This is a genomic window from Faecalibacterium sp. An122 (genome assembly GCF_002160895.1).
Lineage (GTDB): Bacteria > Bacillota > Clostridia > Oscillospirales > Ruminococcaceae > Faecalibacterium.
In genome coordinates this window covers 172,947-196,501 of record NZ_NFLL01000003.1, presented here as the reverse complement: position 1 = coordinate 196,501, position 23,555 = coordinate 172,947, and the positions used below count along the sequence as shown (strand labels likewise).

The 23,555-nt window shown below is 60.7% G+C and carries 21 protein-coding genes and 1 other annotated feature; of the genes, 11 read left to right on the top strand and 10 right to left on the bottom strand.

All coding sequences use genetic code 11. From position 1 onward, the window contains the following. Positions 1 to 89 precede the first annotated feature (89 nt). The 3 genes from B5E67_RS04340 to B5E67_RS04330 all read left to right on the top strand — a co-directional run bounded on the left by B5E67_RS04340 (position 90) and on the right by B5E67_RS04330 (position 2,942). Positions 90 to 1,115, top strand: a complete 1,026-nt coding sequence (locus tag B5E67_RS04340) for a sugar kinase (protein ID WP_087246675.1) — start codon at positions 90 to 92, stop codon at positions 1,113 to 1,115. A 26-nt stretch (positions 1,116 to 1,141) separates the two neighbouring features. Continuing rightward, positions 1,142 to 1,990, top strand: coding sequence for a 5-dehydro-4-deoxy-D-glucuronate isomerase (gene kduI / locus B5E67_RS04335; protein ID WP_087246676.1), 849 nt, complete (start codon positions 1,142 to 1,144; stop codon positions 1,988 to 1,990). A gap of 151 nt (positions 1,991 to 2,141) precedes the next feature. Further along, positions 2,142 to 2,942, top strand: coding sequence for a gluconate 5-dehydrogenase (locus B5E67_RS04330; protein WP_087246677.1), 801 nt, complete (start codon positions 2,142 to 2,144; stop codon positions 2,940 to 2,942). 895 nt (positions 2,943 to 3,837) lie between these two features. On the opposite strand, the gene B5E67_RS04325 is transcribed toward B5E67_RS04330, so the two are convergent. The 3 genes from B5E67_RS04325 to B5E67_RS04315 form a co-directional block, all read right to left on the bottom strand. Further along, entirely contained in the window at positions 3,838 to 4,719 is an 882-nt protein-coding gene (locus tag B5E67_RS04325; protein WP_087383165.1) for an aldose epimerase, read from the bottom strand. Between the two features lie 122 nt (positions 4,720 to 4,841). Further along, the gene (locus B5E67_RS04320; RefSeq protein WP_087383162.1) at positions 4,842 to 6,332 is read right to left on the bottom strand and encodes an altronate dehydratase family protein; all 1,491 of its coding nucleotides are present in this window, start codon (positions 6,330 to 6,332) and stop codon (positions 4,842 to 4,844) included. Between the two features lie 127 nt (positions 6,333 to 6,459). Further along, positions 6,460 to 7,974: a tagaturonate reductase gene (locus tag B5E67_RS04315; protein ID WP_087368233.1), complete on the bottom strand. Its 1,515-nt coding sequence runs from the start codon at positions 7,972 to 7,974 to the stop codon at positions 6,460 to 6,462. Positions 7,975 to 8,277: 303 nt separating this feature from the next. Between B5E67_RS04315 and uxaC the strand changes: the two genes are divergently transcribed. Beyond that, positions 8,278 to 9,711 (top strand): glucuronate isomerase, encoded by a 1,434-nt coding sequence (gene uxaC / locus B5E67_RS04310; protein ID WP_087246682.1) that lies wholly within the window; start codon positions 8,278 to 8,280, stop codon positions 9,709 to 9,711. Positions 9,712 to 10,523: 812 nt separating this feature from the next. Here the strand turns inward: uxaC and B5E67_RS04305 are convergent. Then, a complete protein-coding gene (locus B5E67_RS04305) occupies positions 10,524 to 11,234 on the bottom strand; it encodes a Bax inhibitor-1/YccA family protein (protein WP_087246683.1) in 711 nt (236 codons plus the stop codon). A gap of 111 nt (positions 11,235 to 11,345) precedes the next feature. Between B5E67_RS04305 and hemW the strand changes: the two genes are divergently transcribed. Next, entirely contained in the window at positions 11,346 to 12,419 is a 1,074-nt protein-coding gene (hemW, locus tag B5E67_RS04300; protein WP_087383159.1) for a radical SAM family heme chaperone HemW, read from the top strand. Here the strand turns inward: hemW and B5E67_RS04295 are convergent. From B5E67_RS04295 to B5E67_RS04285, 3 genes are all read right to left on the bottom strand, one after another. Continuing rightward, positions 12,416 to 13,018, bottom strand: coding sequence for an ATP-binding cassette domain-containing protein (locus B5E67_RS04295; protein ID WP_087383157.1), 603 nt, complete (start codon positions 13,016 to 13,018; stop codon positions 12,416 to 12,418). The two genes, hemW and B5E67_RS04295, sit on opposite strands and share 4 nt — an antisense overlap. After that, complete coding sequence (locus B5E67_RS04290) at positions 13,015 to 13,782, bottom strand: ABC transporter permease subunit (protein ID WP_242956766.1); 768 nt, start codon at positions 13,780 to 13,782, stop codon at positions 13,015 to 13,017. The genes B5E67_RS04295 and B5E67_RS04290 overlap by 4 nt, the downstream gene beginning before the upstream one ends. Before the next feature lie 110 nt (positions 13,783 to 13,892). Then, positions 13,893 to 14,966 carry an MqnA/MqnD/SBP family protein gene (locus B5E67_RS04285; RefSeq protein ID WP_087383152.1) on the bottom strand — a complete coding sequence of 358 codons (1,074 nt, stop codon included), beginning with the start codon at positions 14,964 to 14,966 and terminating at the stop codon, positions 13,893 to 13,895. A 246-nt stretch (positions 14,967 to 15,212) separates the two neighbouring features. On the opposite strand from B5E67_RS04285, the gene B5E67_RS04280 reads away from it, so the two are divergent. From B5E67_RS04280 to B5E67_RS04270, 3 genes are read left to right on the top strand one after another with little or no spacing between them, the layout of a single operon-like run. Beyond that, the gene (locus tag B5E67_RS04280) at positions 15,213 to 15,893 is read left to right on the top strand and encodes a Crp/Fnr family transcriptional regulator (RefSeq protein WP_087383149.1); all 681 of its coding nucleotides are present in this window, start codon (positions 15,213 to 15,215) and stop codon (positions 15,891 to 15,893) included. A gap of 22 nt (positions 15,894 to 15,915) precedes the next feature. Next, positions 15,916 to 16,893 carry a glycosyltransferase family 2 protein gene (locus tag B5E67_RS04275; protein WP_087383146.1) on the top strand — a complete coding sequence of 326 codons (978 nt, stop codon included), beginning with the start codon at positions 15,916 to 15,918 and terminating at the stop codon, positions 16,891 to 16,893. Next, the gene (locus B5E67_RS04270; protein ID WP_087246689.1) at positions 16,890 to 17,474 is read left to right on the top strand and encodes a flavin reductase family protein; all 585 of its coding nucleotides are present in this window, start codon (positions 16,890 to 16,892) and stop codon (positions 17,472 to 17,474) included. The genes B5E67_RS04275 and B5E67_RS04270 overlap by 4 nt, the downstream gene beginning before the upstream one ends. Positions 17,475 to 18,140: 666 nt before the next feature. On the opposite strand, the gene B5E67_RS15690 is transcribed toward B5E67_RS04270, so the two are convergent. From B5E67_RS15690 to B5E67_RS04255, 3 genes are all read right to left on the bottom strand, one after another. After that, positions 18,141 to 18,797 (bottom strand): hypothetical protein, encoded by a 657-nt coding sequence (locus B5E67_RS15690; protein ID WP_087383143.1) that lies wholly within the window; start codon positions 18,795 to 18,797, stop codon positions 18,141 to 18,143. 405 nt (positions 18,798 to 19,202) lie between these two features. Beyond that, entirely contained in the window at positions 19,203 to 19,691 is a 489-nt protein-coding gene (locus B5E67_RS04260; RefSeq protein ID WP_087383140.1) for a threonine/serine exporter family protein, read from the bottom strand. Beyond that, the gene (locus B5E67_RS04255; RefSeq protein ID WP_087363968.1) at positions 19,688 to 20,476 is read right to left on the bottom strand and encodes a threonine/serine exporter family protein; all 789 of its coding nucleotides are present in this window, start codon (positions 20,474 to 20,476) and stop codon (positions 19,688 to 19,690) included. Before B5E67_RS04255 ends, B5E67_RS04260 begins: the two co-directional genes overlap by 4 nt. 141 nt (positions 20,477 to 20,617) lie before the next feature. Then, positions 20,618 to 20,882: a binding site (T-box leader), on the top strand. A gap of 97 nt (positions 20,883 to 20,979) precedes the next feature. Between B5E67_RS04255 and B5E67_RS04250 the strand changes: the two genes are divergently transcribed. The 3 genes from B5E67_RS04250 to B5E67_RS04240 are packed head-to-tail and all read left to right on the top strand — an operon-like array spanning position 20,980 to position 23,539. Beyond that, complete coding sequence (locus B5E67_RS04250; RefSeq protein WP_087246692.1) at positions 20,980 to 21,849, top strand: MetQ/NlpA family ABC transporter substrate-binding protein; 870 nt, start codon at positions 20,980 to 20,982, stop codon at positions 21,847 to 21,849. Positions 21,850 to 21,872: 23 nt separating this feature from the next. Continuing rightward, positions 21,873 to 22,886: an ATP-binding cassette domain-containing protein gene (locus B5E67_RS04245; protein ID WP_087363965.1), complete on the top strand. Its 1,014-nt coding sequence runs from the start codon at positions 21,873 to 21,875 to the stop codon at positions 22,884 to 22,886. After that, positions 22,883 to 23,539, top strand: a complete 657-nt coding sequence (locus B5E67_RS04240; protein ID WP_087246694.1) for a methionine ABC transporter permease — start codon at positions 22,883 to 22,885, stop codon at positions 23,537 to 23,539. The genes B5E67_RS04245 and B5E67_RS04240 overlap by 4 nt, the downstream gene beginning before the upstream one ends. The last annotated feature ends 16 nt before the right edge of the window (positions 23,540 to 23,555 follow it).

The window sequence follows — 23,555 nt, the reverse complement described above, 5'->3', positions numbered from 1 at the left end:
TGCCATACCCCGCCGCGGGACATCCGCCCTGCGGCGGGTTGTTTGAAGTCTACCCACACTGAATCATAACATTGAAGGAGAATATCACAATGAAAGTTGTTACCTTTGGCGAACTGATGGTCCGTCTGCAGCCGTTCAACTACGAGCGCTTTGTCCAGGCCAGCAACCTGGAGTTCACGTTCGGCGGCGGTGAGGCAAACGTTGCCGTCTCGCTGGCCAACTACGGCGTGGACGCCGCTTTCGTCACCAAGCTGCCCGCACACGCCATCGGCCAGTGCGCCGTCAACAGCCTGCGCCGTTACGGCGTTGACACCAGCATGATCGTCCGCGGCGGCGACCGTGTGGGCATCTACTACAACGAGAAGGGCGCTTCCCAGCGCGGCTCGGTCTGCATCTACGACCGCGCCAACAGCGCAATCCAGCTGGCTCAGCCCTCCGACTTCGACTGGGAGAAGATCTTCCAGGGCGTGGATTGGTTCCACTTCACCGGCATCACCCCGGCTCTGGGCGAGAACGTCGTCGAGATCTGCCGTCAGGCCTGCAAGGCTGCCAAGGCTGCCGGCGTCAAGATCAGCTGCGACCTGAACTACCGCGGCAAGCTGTGGACCCGTGAGCAGGCCCGCGCTGCCATGACCGACCTGTGCCAGTACGTGGACGTCTGCATCTCCAACGAGGAGGACGCAAAGGACGTCTTCGGCATCGAGGCTGAGGCTACCGACATCTACGGCGGCACCCTGAACCACGAGGGCTACAAGAGCGTTGCCAAGCAGCTGGCCGACAAGTTCCACTTCGAGAAGGTCGCCATCACCCTGCGTGAGAGCCACAGCGCTTCCGACAACGGCTGGAGCGCCATGCTGTACGACGCTGCTTCCAACGAGTACTGCTTCTCCAAGAAGTACGAGCTGCGCATCATCGACCGCGTCGGCGGCGGCGACTCCTTCGGCGGCGGCCTGATCTACGCCCTGCTGAACGGCAAGAGCACCCAGGACGCTGTTGAGTTCGCCGTGGCTGCTTCCGCTCTGAAGCACTCCATCGAGGGCGACTACAACATGGTCACCGTCTCCGAGGTGGAGAAGCTGGCCGGCGGCGACGGCTCGGGCCGTATCCAGCGCTAAAAAGCGGCTGCACGGGAGGCTGTCACATGGATATCCGTTATTCCTGCAACCAGAAAGATTTCAAGCGCTACACCACCGAGGAAATGCGGGACGAAATGCTCATCACCGGCCTGTACAAGGCCGATGAAGTGGTGGCCGTCTACAGCCATGTGGACCGCATGGTCACCCTGGGCTGCATGCCGGTTCATGAAGTGGTGTCCATCGACAAGGGCATCGACATCTGGGCCAACTTCGGCACCCACTATTTCCTGGAGCGGCGCGAGATCGGCATGTTCAACATCGGCAAGGGTTCCACCGGCATCGTCGTCGCCGACGGCGTCCGGTACGAGCTGGGCTACAAGGACTGCCTGTATATCACCCAGGGCACCAAGGAGGTCACCTTTGCTTCGGCTGATCCCTCCTGCCCCGCCAAGTTCTATATGGTGTCGGCCCCGGCCCACTGTGCCTATGAGACCCGCCTGATCAAGATGGCCGATGCCAACCATCGGCCTCTGGGCAGCGTGGAGACCTGCAACAAGCGGACCATCAACCAGTTCATCCACCCCGACGTCCTCAAGACCTGCCAGCTCAGCATGGGCATGACCGAGCTTGAGCCGGGGTCCAACTGGAACACCATGCCCAGCCACACCCACGAGCGCCGGATGGAGATCTACACCTATTTCGAGCTGCCCGAGGGACAGGTGGTCTTCCACATGTGCGGTGAGCCCACCCAGACTCGCCACATCGTCATGCACAATGAGGATGCGGTCATCAGCCCGTCGTGGAGCATCCACAGCGGCGTGGGCACCTCCAACTACACCTTCATCTGGGCGATGGGCGGCGAGAACATGGAGTTTGACGACATGGACAACATCGCCACCACCGACCTGCGCTAAACTGCCAGCTCCGGGCAGACCGGGCTTGTAACGTTATGCCACAAGGCCCCGTATCCGGTGCACGCCGGGTACGGGGTCTTTCTTGTTAAATTTTTGCCTAGTATACATCGGAGGATACAACACACCTCTGGAAAGAAAGGAGCTTTTCCCCATGGAACTTTCTGCATTTGACCTGAGCGGCAAAGTGGCGCTGATCACGGGCGGCGCCCATGGCATCGGCTTTTCGATCGCCGAAGGGATGGCCCGCTGCGGGGCCACGGTCTGCTTCAACTGCTCGTCCCAGTCCAGCTATGAAAAGGGCATGGCGGCCTACAAAGAGGCCGGCATCGACGCCCACGGCTATGTTGCGGACGTCACCGACTGGGAGGCCGTCCAGGCCATGGTAGCCCAGATCAAGCAGGATGTGGGCCCGGTGGACATTCTGGTGAACAACGCCGGCATCATCCAGCGCAAGCCCATGCTGGAGACCAGCACCGAGGATTTCCAGAAGGTGCTGAATGTCCATGTGGTGGGCGCCTTCAACTGTTCCAAGGCGGTGCTGCCGGACATGATCGAAAAGCGTGCCGGCAAGATCATCAACATCTGCTCCATGATGAGCGAGCTGGGCCGTGAGACGGTGTCGGGTTATGCGGCAGCCAAGGGCGGTCTGAAGATGCTGACCAAGAACATTGCCTCGGAGTTTGGCGAGTACAACATCCAGTGCAACGGCATGGGACCCGGCTACATTGCCACTCCCCAGACCGCGCCCCTGCGCGAGCGTCAGCCGGACGGCAGCCGTCATCCCTTTGACCAGTTCATCCTGTCCAAGACCCCGGCCGGACGCTGGGGCGAAGCCGAGGACATGGTAGGTCCCTGTGTATTCCTGGCCTCCCACGCCTCCGACTTCGTCAACGGCCAGATCCTCTACGCCGACGGCGGCATCCTCGCCTACCTCGGCCGTCAGCCCGGCTAACTTACTTTTCTGGAAGAAAAGTAAGCAAAAGACTTTTACTGTGTACCATACAGTTTCCGGGTCTCCAAAGGTTCCGCAGGGCCTTTACGCTTTGGCTCGCTCCCGGCGTTTGGGCCTGCGGCCCGGTACGATGCAAAGTCCAGTATAACCTGATTTATCTTTTGCTGAGTACATTCACCCTGGCCGCTCTTTAGAGCGGTTGTGAGGGCTGCAAACTATGCTGCGCTCACGTCAAGTTCGGGCTGCGCCCGGGTACGATGCAAACCTTGTCATAGACTGGTTTTCACGGCCTCGTGCGACCAGAACGCAATTTTAGCGTCCAGGTCCACGGTTCCGGTGCACAGAAAAGCGCCATAAACACCAAATCCCTGCTCCTGTTTGGGGGCAGGGATTTTTTATTTGCAGGTTATTTCCAGGGCTTTGGTGTATGGGTGTATGTTGGCACAGTCCGGCCAAAGGATTTTTTCTCTCTCCTGTTGGCAGAGCGCCGGGCTTCAGCCTTTGCACCATGCTGCATTCCGGTATCATCCGATTTTACTTTATCCGACTGTTCCCCTGTATAAAACAACAACCCTCGCCTTACATGGGGCGGGGGTTGTCGTATTCTGTGGATTTGCTGAACGCATCATCAGGAAAGCCCCACCGATACGCCGTCAGGCACCATTCAAAACAGTATGAAAGCGTGTTTGCTTCGTACCGGGCCACCGTTCGGGAACGTTCAAACCGCAGCCCATCAAGCCAGATTTCGAACCCGCCTGCAATCGAAGCGGGCCGCAGGCCGGGAACCTTCTAAAGCGGCTGAAACCTTGCCGCCGGCTGGACCTTGTGAGGACTACAGCAGTTTGCGGTACCAGGTGAAGCTTTTTGCCCCGCTTTTTCTCGAAAAAGCGGGAAGTTAGACTTTTTCGATGGTGATGGTCCAGGTGCTGGTCATGGCCTCGTCGGGCTCCAGCACTTCGTGCTTGCCCTCCTCGTTGACGCTGTTGGCCCAGCCGTTCCAGGGCTCCATGCAGACAAAGTTCTCGGCATCCTGCTGCCACAGCACGCCGTTGGTAAAGCTCTCGTCGGCATCCACCGTCACCTTGTGTCCGTTGCCCTTGTCGGTGAAGGACATGGGGAACTCCACGCCGGTCAGCAGCCGGATGCTGTTGTCGGCGCCGGGCTTCCGGGTCAGGGTGATCTTCTCGGGTGCGGCGGGCTGCTCGCCCTTGGCATCCTCGGAACAGGTGGCGCAGCGGATGTCAAAGTCCACGTTTTCCAGAGCGCTGGCCACAAAATAGGGATGATAGCCAAAGCTGAAAGGCATGGGCTGCTCGCCGTCGTTGATGACGGTCAGATCGATGGAAGCGGTGTTGCCGTCCAGATTGTAGGTCACCATCAGGGTGAAGTCAAAGGGATACAGGAACTTGGTCAGCGGGCTGGACTGCAGCATCAGGGTGACGCCGTCGGGGCCTACGCTGTCCACCTGCCAGGGGCACAGGTCGGCCAGGCCGTGGGTCTCCATGGGATAGGCCTTGCCGTCAAAAATGTGGACGCCGTTGTCCGGGTTGGAGCAGCTGGGGAACAGGATGGGCACCGCAAAACGGGGCCGGTTGCACTCGCTGAGATTGGGCCGGCGAATCCAGATGTATTCGTCCCCCTCCAGGGAGAACCCGGTGATCATGCCGCCCCGCTCCGGGGTGATGACCAGCTCGGTCTTGGCAGCCGAATCGGTGATGACATACTGCTCGTAGCAGGCGTCCCCTTCGGTGATGTAGCGGGTGGTAATCTGATTCATAGCATATACCTCCTGTCAAGTGCTGCGGGCGTTCTGCCCGCCGGTCTGTGTTGCCTTTATTGTACCAGATTTTGCGCCAAAGGGCCATGCCGATTTTTTCAGCATGGCCCTTTTCTGTGCTTTTACAGGACGACGCCGTCCTTGAAGATGGAGATATCCCGGAATCCGTTGATTTCGGCCTTGGTCTGCTTGCCGCTGGCGGTATCAATCACCAGCTGCAGCAGGTCCTGGGCGGTCTCGTCGATGGTCTTTTTGCCGTCGGCGATGACGCCGGCGTTGAAATCGATCCAGCCCGGCTTTTTCTCCGCCAACGGGGTGTTGGTGGACAGCTTCAGGGTAGGAGCCGGCGCCGAGAAGGGAGTGCCGCGGCCGGTGGAGAACAGAATCATATGTGCGCCGGCGGCGGTCATGGCGGTGGCCGACACCAGGTCATTGCCGGGGCCGTACAGCATGTTCAGGCCCTTGGTGACCACGGGGTCGCCGTAGCCGATGACGTCCATAATGGGGGCGGTGCCGCCCTTCTGGACACAGCCGCAGCTCTTGTCCTCCAGGGTGGTGATGCCGCCCTGCTTGTTGCCCGGAGAGGGGTTGTCGTAGACCACCTCGTTGTGGCTGATGAAATAATTCTTGAAGCCGTTGAGCATCTGCTCGGCCTTGACAAAGACGTCGCGGTTGATGCAGCGGTTCATCAGGAAGCCCTCAGCGCCGAACATCTCGGGCACCTCGGTCAGGACGGTGGAACCGCCCCGCTGGCCCAGCATATCCGAGAACCGGCCGATGGTGGGGTTGGCGGTGATGCCGGACAGGCCGTCCGAGCCGCCGCACTTCATGCCCACCACCAGCTCCGACACCGGGATGGGCTGGCGCTCAAACTGGCGGGCGTAGTCGGCCAGCTCTTCCAGCAGCTTGCGGGCGGCGGCGAACTCGTCCTCCACGTCCTGGCAGACCAAGAACTTGACGCGGTCGGGGTCATACTCGCCCAGCTCAGCCTTGAACTGGTCGGGCTGAATGTTCTCACAGCCCAGGTGCAGCACCAGCACGCCGGCGGCGTTGGGATGGCGCACCAGAGCGGCCAGCAGCTTGCGGGTCTGGGCGTGGTCGTGACCGGTCTGGCTGCAGCCGAAGGGATGCGGGAAGGTGTACAGGCCCTCGATGCTGCCGGTGACCAGATCCTGGTTGTCCTGCACCATCTTCTTGGCGTTCTCGTTGACGCAGCCCACCACCGGGATGATCCAGATTTCATTGCGGATGGCGGCGCGGCCGTCCTTCCGGCGGAAACCCATAAAGGTTTCGGGCTCCACATGGGGCAGCGGGGCCAGGTCGCAGGCGGGGTTGTAGCTGTACTCCACCTCGCCCGACAGGTTGGTCTTGACGTTATGGGTGTGCATCCAGCGGCCGGGCTGGGCGTCCTCGGTGGCGTGGCCGATGGGGAAACCGTACTTGATGACGTCCTCCCCTGCCCGGATGGGCTTGACGGCCATCTTGTGGCCCTGCGGGATATCTTCCAGGGCAGTCACCGACAGGCCGTCGGTCTCCACCAGCTGGCCCTTGGCGATGGGGTGCAGCGCCACCACCACGTTGTCGATGGGGCTGATATGAATAACCTGCGCCATAGTTGCAGTTCTCCTTGTCTTATCAAAAAAGCCGGCGGGGCATTCCCCCGCCGGCGGATGGGTCGGGTGTGCCGGCGCGCCTCACAGGAGAGGCGTCGGGTCTGTCACAGACACCCTGAATCGGGTCTTACAGGCAGCTCTTGTAAGCGGCCTCGGCGCCCTGGCTGCGGATCAGTTCCAGATCGGCCAGGACAGCGGCCTCCACGCCGGGGATAGCGGTCAGGTCCTGATCCCACATCTGGGTGTTGGTCAGAACAGCATGGACCAGATCGGCGGCGGAGTCGTCCTTGTGTGCGTAGTAGAAGTCCAGAGCCCAGGCGTCATCCTGGATCTTGTAGGTGTTGCCGGCAGGGCGCTTGCAGATCAGGCCGTCGGCGGTGCGCTCCTGAATGTCGCTGGAGTAGAAGGCAATGTAAGCGGCCAGGCTCATGGTCAGGCACTTGGGCAGCTCGTTCTTCTCCTTGATGTACTCCAGGAAGGAAGGCATGTTGCGGGCCTTCCACTTGGAGGTGGAGTTCAGGGAGATGCTCATCAGCTCGTGGTTGATGAAGGGGTTGTTGAAGCGGTCCTGCACGGCGGCGGCAAAGGCCATCAGGTCGTCCTTGTCCAGAGGCAGAGTGGGGATGACTTCCTCATACAGCATCTTGTTCATGAACTCGCGGATGGTGTCGTTGTGCATGCAGTCGCGGACGATGTCGTAGCCGGCCAGGTATGCGCCCAGAACAAAGCCGGTGTGGGCGCCGTTCAGGATGCGGACCTTGCGCTTCTTGTAGGGGGTGACGTCAGGCACCACCATGACGTTGACGCCGGCCTTCTTGAACGGGAGCTTGTCCTCCAGCCAGGCCGGACCCTCGATGACCCAGACGCCGAACACTTCGCCCACGTCCAGAACCTGATCGTGGTAGCCGTTGGCCTCCTCGATGGCAGCCATCTCCTGGGGATCGCGGATGCGGCCCGGGACGATGCGGTCCACCAGGGTGGAGCAGAAGGTGTTGGCGGTGTTCATCCAGTCGATGAAGGCCTGATCCAGGCCCCAGTCGGCGGCGTAGTTGTTGCAGCACTTCTGCAGCTCCTTGCCGTTGTTGTCGATCAGCTCGCAGGAGAGGATGATCAGGCCCTTGTCGGCGGCGCCGTTAAAGGCCTTGTAGCGCTCGTACAGCACGCGGGTCAGCTTGGCGGGGAAGCTGTTGGGAGGCACCTGGTCAAACTCGCTGTCGCCCTTGGTGTAGGCGATGCCGGCCTCGGTGGTGTTGGATGCAATGATCTCCAGATCGGGGCTGGCGGCCAGAGCCAGAACCTCGGCCCACTTGCCCTCGCTGTAGGGGCACACGCAGTTGGCCACGCAGGAAATCACCCGCTTGTCGTCCACCTTCTGGCCCTTCTCGCTGCCGCGCAGGTACAGGGTGTACAGGCCCTCCTGCTCGTTGATCCAGTCAGCCATCTGGGGGAAGTTGCCGATGGGCTGCACCAGGCTCACCTTGCCGTTCCAGCCGGCCTTCTCGTTGGCCACGTCAAAGAAATAATCCACAAAAGCCCGCAGGAAATTGCCCTCGCCGAACTGCATCACCTTGATGGGGGCATCCTTCAGGATGTACCCATTGTAGCCAGTCTGGGCCAGAACCTTATAATTCAAAGTTTCCATCTCATGCTCTCCTTTACACGTTCACTCTTCCAGCGCCGGCAGGACCGCTCCCGCCGGATTTCTTCTTCTATTTTAAGATCTTGTATACAAAGAAGTCAAGTGTTTCTTTTGGGTTTTCCGGCCAAAACAGGCCCCATCCACAAATTCCAGCGGTTTACACAAGGAATTCTATCAAAATTCAGCAGTTTTTCAGTTGTATACAATGCCCCATTTAAGGTATACTATAACTAAGTGAAACTCTGCCCTGGCGCAGACGATCCATTGAACACGCTGGAACCTAGCGAAAAAAGGAGTAATAAAACCATGAAAGCATTTATGGATAAAGACTTCATGCTTCAGTCTCCCACCGCACAGCACCTGTACCACACCTATGCGGCGGATATGCCCATCTGCGACTATCACTGCCACATTTCCCCCCGGGAAATTTATGAGAACCGCAAGTTTGAGAACATCACCCAGGTTTGGCTGGGCGGCCGGCAGCCCGACGGCAGCCTGGCCGGCGACCACTACAAGTGGCGCGTGATGCGTTCCAACGGCGTGCCCGAGGAGTACATTACCGGTTCCAAGTCGGACCGTGAGCGCTTCCAGAAGTTCGCCGAGGCCCTGCCCATGGCCATCGGCAACCCCATGTATCACTGGACCAACCTGGAGCTGCGGAAATACTTCGGCTATGAGGGCGTCCTGAACGGCGACACCGCCGAGGAAGTCTGGAACCTGTGCAACGAGAAGCTGCAGAACGATCCCAAGCTGACCGTCCGCGGCCTGATCGAGCAGTCCAACGTAGCCTTCATCGGCACCACCGACGATCCCATCGACAGCCTGGAGTGGCACGAGAAGATCAAGAACGATCCCACCATCAAGTTCACCGTGGCTCCCTCCTTCCGTCCCGACAAGGCCGTCAACATCAACAAGCCCGGCTTTGTGGAGTACATGGGCAAGCTGGCTGCCAGCGTCGGCAAGGAGAAGCTGGCCTGCATCCACTGCGTCATGGACGCTCTGACCGAGCGGCTGGAGTTCTTCGTCAAGATGGGCTGCCGCGCAGCGGACCACGGCCTGGACTACGTGCCTTACCGTGAGGCTTCCATCGAGGAAGTGGACGCCATCTACAAGAAAGCCATGGCCGGCGAAGCCGTCACCGTGGAGGAGGCCGAGAAGTACCAGACCGCCCTGCTGATCCACATGGGCAAGCTCTACCACAAGCACAACGTGGTGATGCAGCTGCACTACTCCTGCCTGCGCGGCGTCAACCGCAAGATGAACGCCCTGCTGGGACCCGACACCGGCTTTGACATGATCAACCAGAACACCTGCGGCGGCAACATTGCTGCTCTGCTGAGCGCTCTGACCGACACCGCCGAGTGCCCCAAGACCATCATCTACAGCCTGAACCCGGTGGACAACGAGCAGATCGGCACCATTCTGGGCTGCTTCCAGGACGACGAGATCCCCGGCAAGATTCAGGCCGGTTCCGCCTGGTGGTTCTGCGACCAGAAGGTGGGCATGGAGAACCAGATGAAGTCCCTGGCCAACCTGGGCCTGCTGGGCAACTTCGTCGGCATGCTGACCGACAGCCGCAGCTTCCTGAGCTACACCCGTCACGACTACTTCCGCCGCATCATGTGCAACCTGATCGGCCAGTGGGTTGAGGACGGCGAGTATCCCAACGACGAGAAGTCTCTGGAGAAGATCGTCCGCGGCATCTGCTTCGACAACGCCAAGCGCTACTTCTGCCTGTAACCTACTTTTCTGGAAGAAAAGTAGGCAAAGGCAACGGCGGCGACCGCGTCCAGTGGACGAAACAGGGAGCCGCCGTTGGCGCCGCGCTCCGTTTTTTGCAAGCGCCCCGCCGTGGCGCGCCGCAAAAAACGGCTAAGCGCAAGAGGACTCACTGGGTACCATCCACTCTAGCCACTCTTTATAAAGTGACAGAGGGTTGCAAACTGTGCCGCGCTCATGTTACGTCCGGGCTGTGCCCGGGTACGATGCAGACTCCAGCATGACCTGATTTTGACTGTCCTGTACAGTTCCAGTGCACCGGTTTGTTAGGCGCTCTGGGCACCTTTGGAACAGCTATCTGCGGCCTGATCTTAGGCAATATGTTGAGGGCGACCATTTCAGCACCCAAGAAAAGTTCCATAAAAATCAGAATCTCCGCTCCTTTCCGGGGCGGGGATTTTTTGCTGCCTGTTTTTGAATTTGAAAGTCATTCAGTCACTTGTAATGCGTGTTCTTTTCGCCGTCCCGGCCATCTTTTCCGCCTCTTTTTGGCAAAAGAAAAACTCCCTCATCCGTTCAGCCCAGGCAGGCTTTGCGGATGAGGGAGTATTTTTGTTATGAGAGATACCGCTGTACTGTGTTTCATTCAGTTGGCATCCAAGCGCCTGCGCAGTGGAGCCCGTCAACCGGTTTCGTCTGCATCGTACCGCGCCGCAGGCGCAAACGTAACGAGCGAGCCGGAGCGTGCAGGCCCCGCGGAACTGCTGGAGACCCGGAAACTGAATGGTACACAGTGAAAAGCTTTTTGCTTACTTTTTCTCCGAAAAAGTAAGTTAGTCGCGGCTGCGGTTGCCCATGCCCAGCAGACGCAGGACAAACAGGAAGATGTTGATGAAGTCCAGATACAGGGTCAGAGCGCCGTAGACGCTGGCCTTCTCAGCCAGTTCGCTGTCGGCTGCATAGTAGGCATACATCTGATGCAGCTTCTGGGTGTCGTAGGCGGTCAGCAGCATAAAGACCACCAGGCCGATGCCGCTGTACAGCAGGGATGCGCCAATGCCGAATCCGAACAGGGTGCCCACCAGACCGGTAACCATCATGGCCATCAGACCCATCATCAGCTTGGGCCCCCAGCTGGTCAGATCCTTGTTGGTGGTGTGGCCATAGAACGCCATGAGCCCAAAATAAATGGCGGTACTCAGGAAGGCCATCACCAGGGTGTTCACCGAGAACAGCAGGAAATAATAGCTCAAGACCATGCCGTTGAGGGCCGAATAAGCCAGGAACACGCCCCGGGCGGCGCCCACCGACATCCGCTGCAGCCGTGCGCTCAGGGTAAACACCAGAGCCAGCTCGGCAATGGTCAGCACCAGATACAGCGAGTTCACCAGATAAAACAGAGGCGTCGTGACCGTCAGGAACGCCACCGCAAAGGTTACCACCAGGCCGCAGGCCATCCAGCGGTAGGTCCGGGCCATATAATCGGCAGCGGACATCGTAGCTTCGGTGTAGCCGCGGTCGTAATCGTTGTTGTAATAATTCATATAAGACACTCCTTTTTCCACGGGCGGGGGTGTCATGGGCTCTTGCCCCGCTCTGATGGTTACAGTATACTATAGAGAAATGAACGTTTCATGAAAAGGCTGTGACTGATTTTGTCTTTCGGATTGTACTACCATATTCCCTATTGTTTTTCCCGCTGCCGGTACTGTGATTTCTACGCCGCCGGGGGCCAGCGGGGCGTCCCCGACGCCTACATGGACGCCCTGCTGCGGGAATTGCGCCGGCATCCTCTGCCCGGTGCGCCGGATACCGTCTACTTTGGAGGCGGTACCCCCAGCCTCCTCACCCCGGCTCAGGCCCGGCGCCTGATTCAGGCGGCAGCGCCCCGGCCGGGGGCCGAAATCACCCTGGAAGCCAACCCCGAAACCGTGGATGAAGAACAGCTCCGGGGCTTCCGGGAGGCCGGCGTCAACCGGCTGTCGCTGGGGGTTCAGTCGGCCAGCGACACCCAGCTGCGGACCCTGGGCCGGCCCCACAATGCCGCCCAGGCCCGGGCCGCCTTTGCCGCCGCCCGGCAGGCCGGTTTTGCCAACATCAGCGGCGATATCATGCTGGCCCTGCCCCACTACACCCGGGCTGAGTTCGACCAGACGCTGGCCCTGATCCAGGAAGGCGGCGCACAGCACATCTCCGCCTACCTGCTCAAGATCGAGCCGGGGTCGGCCTTTGGCCGCCGTCCCCCCGAGGGTCTGCCCGCCCCCGACCAGGCCGCCGACTTTTACCTCTACGCGGTGGAACAGCTGGCCCGGGCCGGCTACCGGCAGTATGAGATTTCCAGCTTTGCCCGGCCCGGCTTTGAAGGACAGCACAACCGCATCTACTGGGACTGCGGGGACTATCTGGGTCTGGGCCCTGCCGCCCACAGCTGCATGGGAAACCAGCGGTTTTATTATCCCCCCGACACCGCCGCTTTCATCGCCGGGTCCGACCCGGTGCCCGACGGGGTCTGCGGGGCTGAGGACTACCTGATCCTCCAGCTGCGGCTGGCCGACGGGCTGGATCTGGCCGAATACCGCCGCCGGGGCGGGGCGGAATTTACCGCCCACCAGCAGGCCTTTCTGGAGCACTGCGCCCGGGCCGGTTACCTGACCCTGACCTCGGACCACATCGCCCTCACCCCTCTGGGGATGATCGTACAGAACAGCATTTTGGAGGAACTGATTTAAGGCAGGGGACGGCCGGTCCCCCCTTTCAGTTCATCCAGCCGGAGCACCGGCCAGCCCAGGGCCTCAATGGCGGCCCGGTCATGGGTGGCCAGCAGCACAGGCCCTCCGGCACAGCGGCGGTTCAGCAGAGCCGCCGCTTTTTCCATGGACACAGGGTCCAGACCGGTGAAGGGCTCGTCCAGCAGGCGGGTGTCGGCTTTGGCCCACACCGCCCGCAGCAGGGCGGCCCGCCGCTTCTGTCCGCCCGACAGCCGGGCCGCCGGCAGGGTCAGGGCCTCGCCGGTCATGCCCAGCAGGGCAAAGTCTTCCTCCACCGCGGAGCGGCAGGCTTTGCCGTCGGGCAGGACCAGCAGCACATTGTCCACCGCCGACAGCTGGGGACAAAGCCGGTCCTCCTGAAAGACCGCCGCCGCCCGGCCCACTCCGGCGACCGAACCGCTGTCGGGTTTGTCCAGGCCCAGCAGAATCCGCAGCAGGGTGGTCTTGCCCCAGCCGCTGGGAGCCCACAGCACCGCCGGGGCCGCCGCCGAGAAGGTTAAATCCTCAAACAGCAGGTGTTCCCCAAAGCGCTTGGTCAGATGTTCCACTTGCAGCGTCATGGCTCTCCCTCCCCGCAGACTCGCCGCACCGCCAGCCCCAGCAGGGCCAGAAAGGCCCTCTCAAACAGGGCGGACAGGCAGATGATGACAAAGGTCCAGGCAAACAGGTCCCCGGTTGAGAGGGTGATTTTGGCCCGGTAGAGGGCGTCGCCGATGCTTCCGTCGGGCAGGCCGATGACCTCGGCGGCCACGCCGCTCTTCCAGCACAGACCCAGGGCGGTGCGGCACCCCTCCCGGAAGGCCGGCAGCACTGCCGGCAGCCAGATGGCCCGCAGACGCCGTCCCGCCGGCAGGCGGAACACCCTGGCCATTTCCAGCAGCTGGACATCGGTGCTCTGGATGCCGGTGCGGACGGCGCTGTACAGCACCGGCACCGCCATCAGGAAGCTGATGAGGATGCTCAAATCCTTCCCGCGGACCCATACCAGGGCCAGAATCACAAAGCTGGCCACCGGCGTGGCCTTCACCAGCTGCATCACCGGGTCCAGCAGCAGCTCCACCGTCCGGGACAGCCGTGCCCCCACCGCCAGAGCCACGCTGCACAGCGCGCCCAGGCCAAACCCCAGCAGAATCCGCCCGCTGGAAAAGGCCACCCGGGCCCAGAAATCCCCGGTGGGCAGCAGCTGCAGCAGGGTCCCGGCCGCCCGGATGGGGGACACCAGAAACACCTCCTGACCCACGGCCACGGCGGCCCATTGCCACAGGGCCAGCCAGAACGCCACCGCCGCCAGACGGGCGGGCCAGGACTTTTTCTTGGATTTCACAGCACACCTCCTTTTGCTTTGTTCCAGAAAAGTATAAACCAAAAAGGGACGCCCCGCAAGGGGCGCCCCTTTTCCGTTTTCGGGTGATTTTTGAGCGGGCCGGGGCCTTCTCATTCGCCCAGCCAGTAGAAGCCGTCGTCCGGCATCGAGCCGCCCACAGCGGCGGGGTCGGCATCATACAGAACCTGCAGATAACCTGCCACGTCGGCCTTCATATCCTCGCCGGTGGTGCAGACGATGTTGCAGTTGGGCAGAGCTGCCTTGGCGATGGCTGCCTTGGCCACCACGCCCTGCTCCTCGCAGAGGGCAGCGGTGCCGTCCAGGTCATTGTTGGCGGCGTCCACGCTGGCGGTGTAGTCCTCCAGGAAAGCGGCCACCACGTCGGGGTGCTCCTGGGCGTACTCGGTGCGGACCACCGTCACGCCGGTGATCAGCTGGGTGTCGCAGATCTTGTCCCACTCCTCGGTCAGATCCAGAGCCACCCGCAGGGTGTCATCCTGCATGGAGGCGGAGGTCACATAGGGCTGGGGCAGCACCGCGATGGCGTCCTCTGCCACCGCCATCTGGGCGGTGACCTCGGTGGCCTCGCTGTAGAACTCAATGGTCACATCCTGGTCGGGATCAATGCCGTTCTGCTCCAGAATGTAGCGCAGGACGTACTCGGGGGTGGTGCCCTTGCCGGTGGACAGGATGGTGCGGCCCTTCAGGTCGGCCACCGACTGGACGGTGTCACCCTTCTCCACCACATACAGGACGCCCAGGGTGTTGACGGCCATCACCTGGATGCCGCCCTGGGTTTTCTGGTAGAGGGTGGCGGCCAGGTTGGCCGGAATCGCGGCCATGTCCAGCTCGCCCTTGGTCAGCAGGGGGACAATCTCGTCGGCAGCGCCATAGAGCTGCAGGTCATAGCTGAGGGATGCGGTGCCCTCCTCCTGCATGGGCAGCAGGTTGACCAGGCCCATGGTGGTGGGGCCCTTCAGGCCGGCAATCCGAACAGGGTCGGTGGTGGACAGGGGTTCGGCGGCCTCTTCCGAGGATGCGGCCGAAGATGCGGCCTCACTGGAGGCCGCCTGGCTGGAGGCTGCTTCGCTGGAAGCCGCCGTGCTGCCGGAGGCCGAGCTCCCGCAGGCTGCCAGGGACAAAAGCATGGCTGCCGAGAGCAGCAGAGAAATCCATTTCTTCATTGTTTCGTTCCTTCTCACTTTCCAATTTTTACAATTTCCAAAAATTGCACAAAACCATTTGCTTTGCAGGCATCATTCTACTATAATGAAAAGGAAAATACCGTTGCATATGCAACAGAACGCCTGCCGGTCCCGGCGGCGGGGCCCGGCTGCCCCGCACCCTCTCCGATCCGCAGGCCCCTGGAACACACCATCATTGCCGGCGCTCTAGCCCGCCCGGGCCAGCCGCGCCATCGGAAACAATTCATGCAAAACGACGTTACACTCTTACAATCCACCGCCCTGTTCAGCGGTCTGAGCGAGGAGGATCTGACCGGCCTTCTGGCCCGGATCGGCGCCGCCCGCCGCAGCTACAACCGGGGCGCGGCACTGGTTCAGGCAGGAGCTCCCAGCCACAGCGTGGGGGTCATCCTGTCGGGCCGGATCGAGGCGGTCCGCCGGGCTCCCGACGGCAGCCCCCTGCCCATCACCCGGATGGGGCCCGGAGGCATCTTCGGAGACGTGCTGGGGGGCTCCAGCCTGTACAGCCCGGTGACCGTCACCGCCGTCACCCCCTGCGAAGTCCTGCTGATCCCCTACGAGCGGCTTCTCTGCCCCGACGGCACCGCCGCCGGGCAGCAGGTGCTTCAAAATCTGGTGCGCACCATCAGCGACAAATATTTTCTGCTGGCGCGGCGGGTGGATCTGCTGCTTCTGCGCAGTCTGCGGGCCAAGGTGTCCGCCTATCTGCTCAGCGAGGCCGACCGGGCCGGGCAGCTGACCTTCCGCATTCCCTTTACCCGGGCCCAGCTGGCCGATTATCTCAACTGTGACCGCAGCGCCCTCAGCCGGGAGCTGGGCCGGATGCAGCGGGAGGGTCTGCTGGACACCTACCGCAGCAGCTTTAAATTGCGGGACCCCGACGCCCTGCGCAGGCTGTCCCAATAAAACGCCAAAGGAGCTTCTCATCATGAGCGGAAAACCGATTCTCTGGATCATCATCCCCTGCTACAACGAAGAAGAAGTGCTGCCCATCACGGCGCCCCAGTTTTTGCAGAAGGTGCTGGACCTGGCCGGGGCGGGCCTCATCAGCGACCGCAGCCGGGTCTGTTTTGTGAACGACGGGTCCCGGGACCGCACCTGGGAGCTGATCTGCCAGTTTGCCCGGCAGGACGAGCATTTCATCGGCATCAGCCAGAGCCGCAACCGGGGCCATCAGAACGCGGTCCTGGCGGGCCTGATGGAGGCCCGGGACAAGTGCGACATCACCATTTCCATCGACTGCGACGGCCAGGACGACATCAACGCCATGGACGAGATGGTGCAACAGTACCTGGACGGGGCCGAGGTGGTGTACGGCGTGCGGAGCCGCCGGGACACCGACACCTTTTTCAAGCGGTTCACCGCTGAGGGGTTCTATCACCTGATGAACCTGCTGGGGGCGGACATTGTCTTTAACCATGCCGACTATCGGCTCATCAGCGCCCGGGTGCTGGAGAGCTTTGCCGACTACCACGAGGTGAATATTTTCCTGCGGGGCATGGTGCCTCTGGTGGGCTTTCCCAGCACCACCGTGGCCTACGAGCGCCACGAGCGTCTGGCGGGCGAAAGCCACTATCCCCTGTCCAAAATGCTGAGTCTTGCCTTTGACGGCATCACCAGCCTGTCCAACAAGCCCATCCGGCTGATCACCGGCGCGGGAATGCTGTTCAGCATTGTCAGCTTCATCGGGGTGATCTGGGCCGTGGTGATGGGGCTGATGGGCAGCACCGTGGCAGGCTGGGCCAGCACCGTCTGCATTGTCTGTCTGATGGGCGGCATTCAGCTGATCTGTCTGGGCGTCATCGGGGAATACATCGGCAAGATTTATATGGAAACCAAAGCCCGGCCCCGCTACATCATCAGCGAGCGGACCTGGGAGCCCTACGAAAGGAAGTATCACGGATGAGCAAACAGAACTGGAGAGGTTCCACCCTTTTGAGCCCGGTGCCGCCGGTCCTTGTCTCCTGCGGCAGTCTGGAAAAGCCCAACCTCATCACCATCGGCTGGGCCGGCACCATCTGCACCAAGCCTTCCATGGTGTCCATCAGCATCCGGCCCGAGCGCTACAGCTACAATCTGATCAAAGAGAGCGGAAAGTTTGCCATCAATCTCCCCACCGAGGCCCTGGTCCGGGCGGTGGACTGGTGCGGAGTCAAGAGCGGCCGGGACGTGGACAAGTTCCAGGCCATGGGGCTTCATGCCGCGCCGGGCTCCGCCCTGCCTGACTGTCCCATTCTGGAGGAGAGCCCGGTCAATCTGGAGTGCCGGGTCACCCAGGTCATTCCCCTGGGCAGCCACGACATGTTCCTGGCCGAAGTGGTCGGCTGTTGTGTGGACGAGGATCTTCTGGACAGCGAGGGCAAGCTCCATCTGGACAAAGCCCGGCTCATTGCCTACAGCCACGGCGAATACCACGCCCTGGGCCGCCGTCTGGGAACCTTCGGCTACTCGGTCCGCAAAAAATCCACCTCCAAAAAACGCCGTTAACCTCCCGCTTTTTCCCGCTTTTTCGAGAAAAAGCTTGGCAGCGGCGGCGACCGCATCCAGTGGATGAAACAGGGAGCCGCCGCTGGCGCAGCGCTCCAATTTTCACAAGGGCATTCATGCCCGCAGAGAAAATTGGTTAAGCGCAAGAGGGCTTCATCTGGTACCGCCGACTGCTGTAATCCTCACAAGGCCCAGCCGGCGGCAAAGTTCCAGCCTCTTTATGAGGCTCCCGGCCTGCGGCCGAGTACGATACAAGGTCCGGCACAACTCCATTTTCTAACGCACTGAAAAGCTCCTATAAGATCACAAATCCTCGTTCCCGCAAAGGGAAACGGGGATTTTCTCTTCCCCCGCGGCTGCGCCGCCGCCCCGGCGGGGCTCTGGACATAGGGTACATTCTCGATTCCAAGCATTTCCCTTAAAACAAACAATGCGAGGGCCAGCTCGTAAGAGCCAGCCCTCGCAGAGGGACCCTATCTTTCGTGACGCAAAAGTTCTTTTGTTTTGGTGCGATCAACAACAGAAGGAATAGTGGTTAATTATTCCCCTTTGTCGCCACATCGGATGGGTTATTTACCCGAACCTTTGAACGGTCTCTTGTTCAAAGGCCCCTTATATCAGCTCCCGGCCATGGTGCTGCCGGGGCTGTCATAAGTAAACGAAAAATCAATCAGCCACGCCAGTGCGGGTGATGGTAACCAGAACGTAAGTGGTGGACTGATTCTTCTGCAGGTCCTCGGTGCCCTTCACGTTCACAACGCTAGCAGAGACAACGTAGCTGTACTTAGCGCTGATAACCTGGTTTGCGTCGGTGCCCTTTTCAACCAGCTGGGTCTTCAGATTACTGTCACCGATCTTAGAAGCAACATTTTTGATAACACTGTTCATATCGACGGTGCCGTCTGCGATATAAAGCTGGCCAATCTTCCAGGTGCCAAGCATTTCCTTTTTAGCGTCAAAAGTAAGGCTATCGACATAACCATCGAGCTTGGCGTAATCCTCAAGGTCTTTGACAGCACTCAAAGTGCTCTTCTGAATAAAATACCCCAGACCAGCACCCTGACCGCCAGCAATAAGCTCTTTGTTGGGATAGCCACCCAGCATCTTCTTCAGAGCAGCCTCATCCTCAGCATTATCCTGGAAGGTAACATAGCTCTTGGCAGCAGTATCCTTCAGCTCTTTAGCCAGCATAGCAGAGTAACCAGTGGCAACCACTTCGGTCTCGCCCTCGCTAGAAGAGCTGCCCTTGTCGCCACAAGCGGTCAGCATGCTGACGGCCAGGATGCCGGCCAGTGCCAGAGAAACAATCTTCTTGAGTTTCATAATGAATTTTTCCTCCTTAATGGTGTAAAAAGATAGAGACCCAAAACAGGTTCAAAGGAAGGTCCTTTCCTTTGTGTGCCTATAATACCATACCCCCCCCGGTGTCAAGACCCGATTTCAAATTTTTCCATTTTTGCTTTATTTTATATAGTTGGGAAAGGTCCGTCTTGGATACAAGGCATTTTGAGGGTGGGAGGGGTGGAGGAAATTTCTCTGGATTGGCCGGGGATGTCTTTCCGGTTTTACCTGATGTTTCACGTTTCTTTTCCCGACCTCTTCCGAATGGATATGCGCTTTCGGAATGAAAAGCCGCTCTCTGTCCAGAGCCCGCAAAGCCGATAAAAACAAAAAAGCGCCTGTTTTCACAGGCGTTTGGCACGGAATGGTAAAAATATTTTTATAAAATTATTTTTGCTTTTTATCTTCAGCGGAGGGCTGGGTGGCTTGCTTATACTGTTTGGATTTGGGGAAAGGCAGGCCCAGCACCAGCGAGATACTGATAGCCAGGGCCGCCGCGATTTTGACGGTATCGGCGGCGCTGGCAGCCATCTGGACGTTATCATTCTGGATAAAATAATAGGCGGTATAGTAGATGCCGGCGCCGGGCACCAGGGGGAAAATGCCGCTCAGGAGAAAGACCGTCACTGGGGCCTTGAGGGTTACCGCAAAAATGCGGGCCAGCAACGTCAGCGGGATTGCGGCCAGCAGGTTGGCGGTGACAGCGCCCACCCCCAGCATCACCGCCAGCTCATAAGCGAGCCAGCCCACGGCGCCGGTGGTGGCGCAGGCCAGGTAGCACTTGCGGGGAATGCCGAACAGCACTCCGAAGCAGAGGGTGCCCACCCCGCCAAAGATAAACTGCCGCAGCAGCTCAAAGATTTGTGCGCTCGTCATGCCACCGTCACCCCCGTCAGAAGGGTATGGGCCCGCAGCACAAGACCGGTGCCGCAGGCCAGGCAGGCGGCCACCAGGATCGCATCAATCAGCCGGATGGTGCCGGACAGATAGTCCCCTTTCACAAAATCCCGGATGGACATGGTAAAGGCCACGCCGGGGGTCAGGATCATCAGCGCGCCGATGACGGCGTGGTTGACGCTGGCCCCCAGGGCCCCGCACACCAGGATGCACACCAGGGTGATGAGGGCCGCGCCGGTGATTTTCTGAATCAGGGCAGGCAGACGCCGGCACAGCCACAGATACAGGTTGACGGTGCCTCCGGCGGCCGCGGCGGCCACCGCCTCCCAAATGCCGCCCCCAAACATCATGGCGAAGGCCGCCGACCCGATGGCCCCGCTCAGCACCTGGGCCAGTCCCCCGGGAAAGGGAATCCGCCGGGCGGCCACCAGCTGCAGCTCGGCCTGTTCCAGGTTCACCTGGCCCGCCGCGATTTCCCGCGACAGCTCGTTCACCGCCGCCACACGGCCCAGATGGATCGTGCGCACCGGCACGTTCCGCACTTCGCTGATTTCAGCGGTGCCGGCGCTGGCAAAAATGCCGTTGGTCAGCACATATACGTGAAATTCCCGCAGGTGCAGGCTGCGGGCCATGATCTGCATGGTCTGCTCCGCCCGGAACACCTCGGCTCCGTTTTCCAGCAGGGTCTGCCCTGCTGCCATGATGAAATCCATAATACGGCGGCGTTCCTCGCCGTCGGGGTAAAGCTGGATGTTCTCCGCCATACGCTCCTCCTGTTATGGGGGCGGGGCCCCTTGTTCACCCTAATACTTTACCACGAAGGCCCGCACTGCACAAGCAAAAAAAGATTCACTTTGCCTGTTGACAAATTGTCCTGCGGTGGATACAATAAAAACAATATCACAAAATTGGCTGTGAAGAGAAGAGTAAGCTCTCGCATTGACCCCTTCCAGAGAGCCTGGACGGTGGAAGCAGGCGGGGAACAGGGAGCTGAAAATGGTCTCGGAGCTGCGCGGGCGAGGAGCAAGAGCACCAAGCCTGCGACGGGTGCGCCCGTTACAGCGTCCGGCTGTACGCAGAAAGATTTCTGCCGCAGCATCGAGGCCGCGCCCCGCAAGGGACCGGTAAAACAAGGTGGTACCACGGAAGCATTCTGCTCTCGTCCTTGCAGGCATGGAGGCCTGTACGGACGGGAGTTTTTATTTTTCCGTCGCAAAACACGAACGCAAGAAGCATTTTATGTGGGATAGTAAGAGAGGTTTTGATTATGCTGAAGATTTCGCGCCGCAATTTCCTGAAAGTCACCGGTGCTGCCGCCGCAGCCGCCGCCCTGGCCGCCTGCTCCTCCGGCAACGGCAGCTCGGCCCAGCTCCATGTGGCTGTGCCCAACGACACCACCAATGAGGCCCGCGCCCTGCAGCTGCTGGAGAAGAACGGCTTCTTCACCCTGAAGGAGGGTGCCGGCATCACCGCCACCAAGAACGACATCGCCGAGAACCCCCACAACATCGTCATCGACGAGGTGGAGGCCGCCCAGGTTCCCAACGTCCTGCAGGATGAGGACTACGCGGTCATCAACTCCAACTACGCCATCGCTGCCGGTCTGGACCCCATGACCCAGGCTCTGGCCATGGAGGACGGCACTTCCGACTACGTCAACGTGCTGGTCTGCAAGGAAGGCAACGAGGAGAACCCCCTCATCAAGGCTCTGGCCGCTGCCCTGGAGAGCCAGCAGGTCAAGGACTTCATGCTGGAGCAGTACGGCGGCGCCGTGGTGTCGGTGGTGGAGAACCCCACCGACGGCTATGACCCCACCGTGGACTACGACGCACTGAACGGCCAGACCGTCAGCTGCGCCGCCACCCCCGCTCCTCACTGCGAGGTGCTGGAGGTCTGCGTCCCCATTCTGGAGGCCAAGGGCATCACCCTGGACATCCAGGAGTACGACGACTACATCATCCCCAACAACATCGTGGAGGATGGCACCGTCGACACCAACTACTTCCAGCATCAGCCCTACCTGGACGACTTCAATGAGCAGAACGGCACCCACCTGGTGACCGTGGCCGGCATCCACGTGGAGCCCATGGGCATCTACGGCGGCAAGCAGACCAGCCTCGACGCCATCCAGGCCTGACACGCGCAAAAGGAGCATCCGCTGTGATTGAGATCAAACATCTGTCCAAGACCTTCCAGATGAAGGACGGCGCCGTCGAGGCCCTGCAGGACATCAACTTAACCATCCCCGACGGGATGATCTACGGCATCATCGGCATGTCGGGCGCAGGCAAGAGCACCCTGGTGCGGTGCATCAACCTGCTGGAACGGCCCACCTCCGGCTCGGTGGTCATTGACGGCACCGCCATGGAGACCCTCTCCCCCGCCGATCTGCGAGCCCGCCGCCGGGAGATCACCATGATCTTCCAGCAGTTCAACCTGCTGATGCAGCGCAGCTGCCTGAAAAACGTCTGCTTCCCCATGGAACTGGCCGGCGTCAAAAAGGCCGACGCCGAAAAGCGCGCCCGGGAACTGATGCAGACGGTGGGCCTGCCCGACAAGGCCGAGGCCTACCCGGCCCAGCTGTCGGGCGGCCAGCGCCAGCGCGTGGCCATCGCCCGCGCCCTGGCCACCAACCCCAAGGTTCTGCTGTGCGACGAGGCCACCAGCGCCCTGGACCCCGACACCACCCGCTCCATCCTCTCCCTGATCCGGGAGATCAACCAGAAACTGGGCATCACCGTGGTGGTCATCACCCACCAGATGAGCGTGGTGGAGGCCATCTGCGACCGGGTGGCCATTCTGGACGGAGGCCGCGTGGTGGAGGAAGGCGCTGTGCAGGAGATCTTTGCCCGGCCCAAGACCGCAGCGGCCCGCCGTCTGGTGGCTCCCGGCGGCGGCAAGGCCTCCCGCGAGCTGGCCTCCTTCGCCCCCGATGACCACGTCATCCGCCTGACCTTCAACGGCTCCTCCACCTCCAAGCCCCTGGTGGCCAGTCTGGCGGCCGAGACCGGCATCCTGGTCAGTGTCCTCAGCGCCGATACCCGTGATCTCAACGACCAGTGCTTTGGCAGCATGATGCTGCGCCTGCCCCGGGATGTGGCCGAGGCCCGCCGGGCCGTGGACTACATCAAGGTTCAGCCCGGCGTAACAGTAGAGGAGGTGACCGGCCTGTGACGGTACAAGATTTTGCATTTGCGGTCTGGGAGACCTTTTATATTACGGTGCTGTCCACCGCCTTCGCCCTGGTGCTGGGTCTGCCCCTGGGCGTCCTGCTGGTGGCTGGCGACAAGGACGGGGTGCTCCCCCTGCCCGGCTGGCTGATGCACGCTCTCAACGTGGTCATCAACATCCTGCGCAGCATCCCCTTCCTGATCCTGATGATCTGCGTGTTCCCCCTGTCCCGCTTCATCATCGGCACCACGGTGGGCACCAACGCCACCATCGTGCCCCTGGTGGTGGCCTCCTTCCCCTTTGTGGCCCGTCTGGTGGAGACCAGTCTGCGGGAGCTGGACGCCGGCGTCATTGAGGCCGCCCAGAGCATGGGCGCCACCCCCTTCCAGATCATCACCAAGGTCATGATCCCTGAGAGCCTGCCCAGCCTGATTTCCAGCATGACCACCGCCCTCACCACCATTCTGGGCTATTCGGCCATGTCCGGCGCCATCGGCGGCGGCGGCCTGGGCAAGATCGCCATTTCCTACGGCTACTACCGCTATCAGGCCAACATCATGCTGATAGCCGTGGTCCTGCTGATCGTTCTGGTTCAGCTGTTCCAGACCGTGGGCACCGCCCTGTCCAACCACAGCGACAAACGCCTGCGCAAATAAACCATCCTGTCATGTA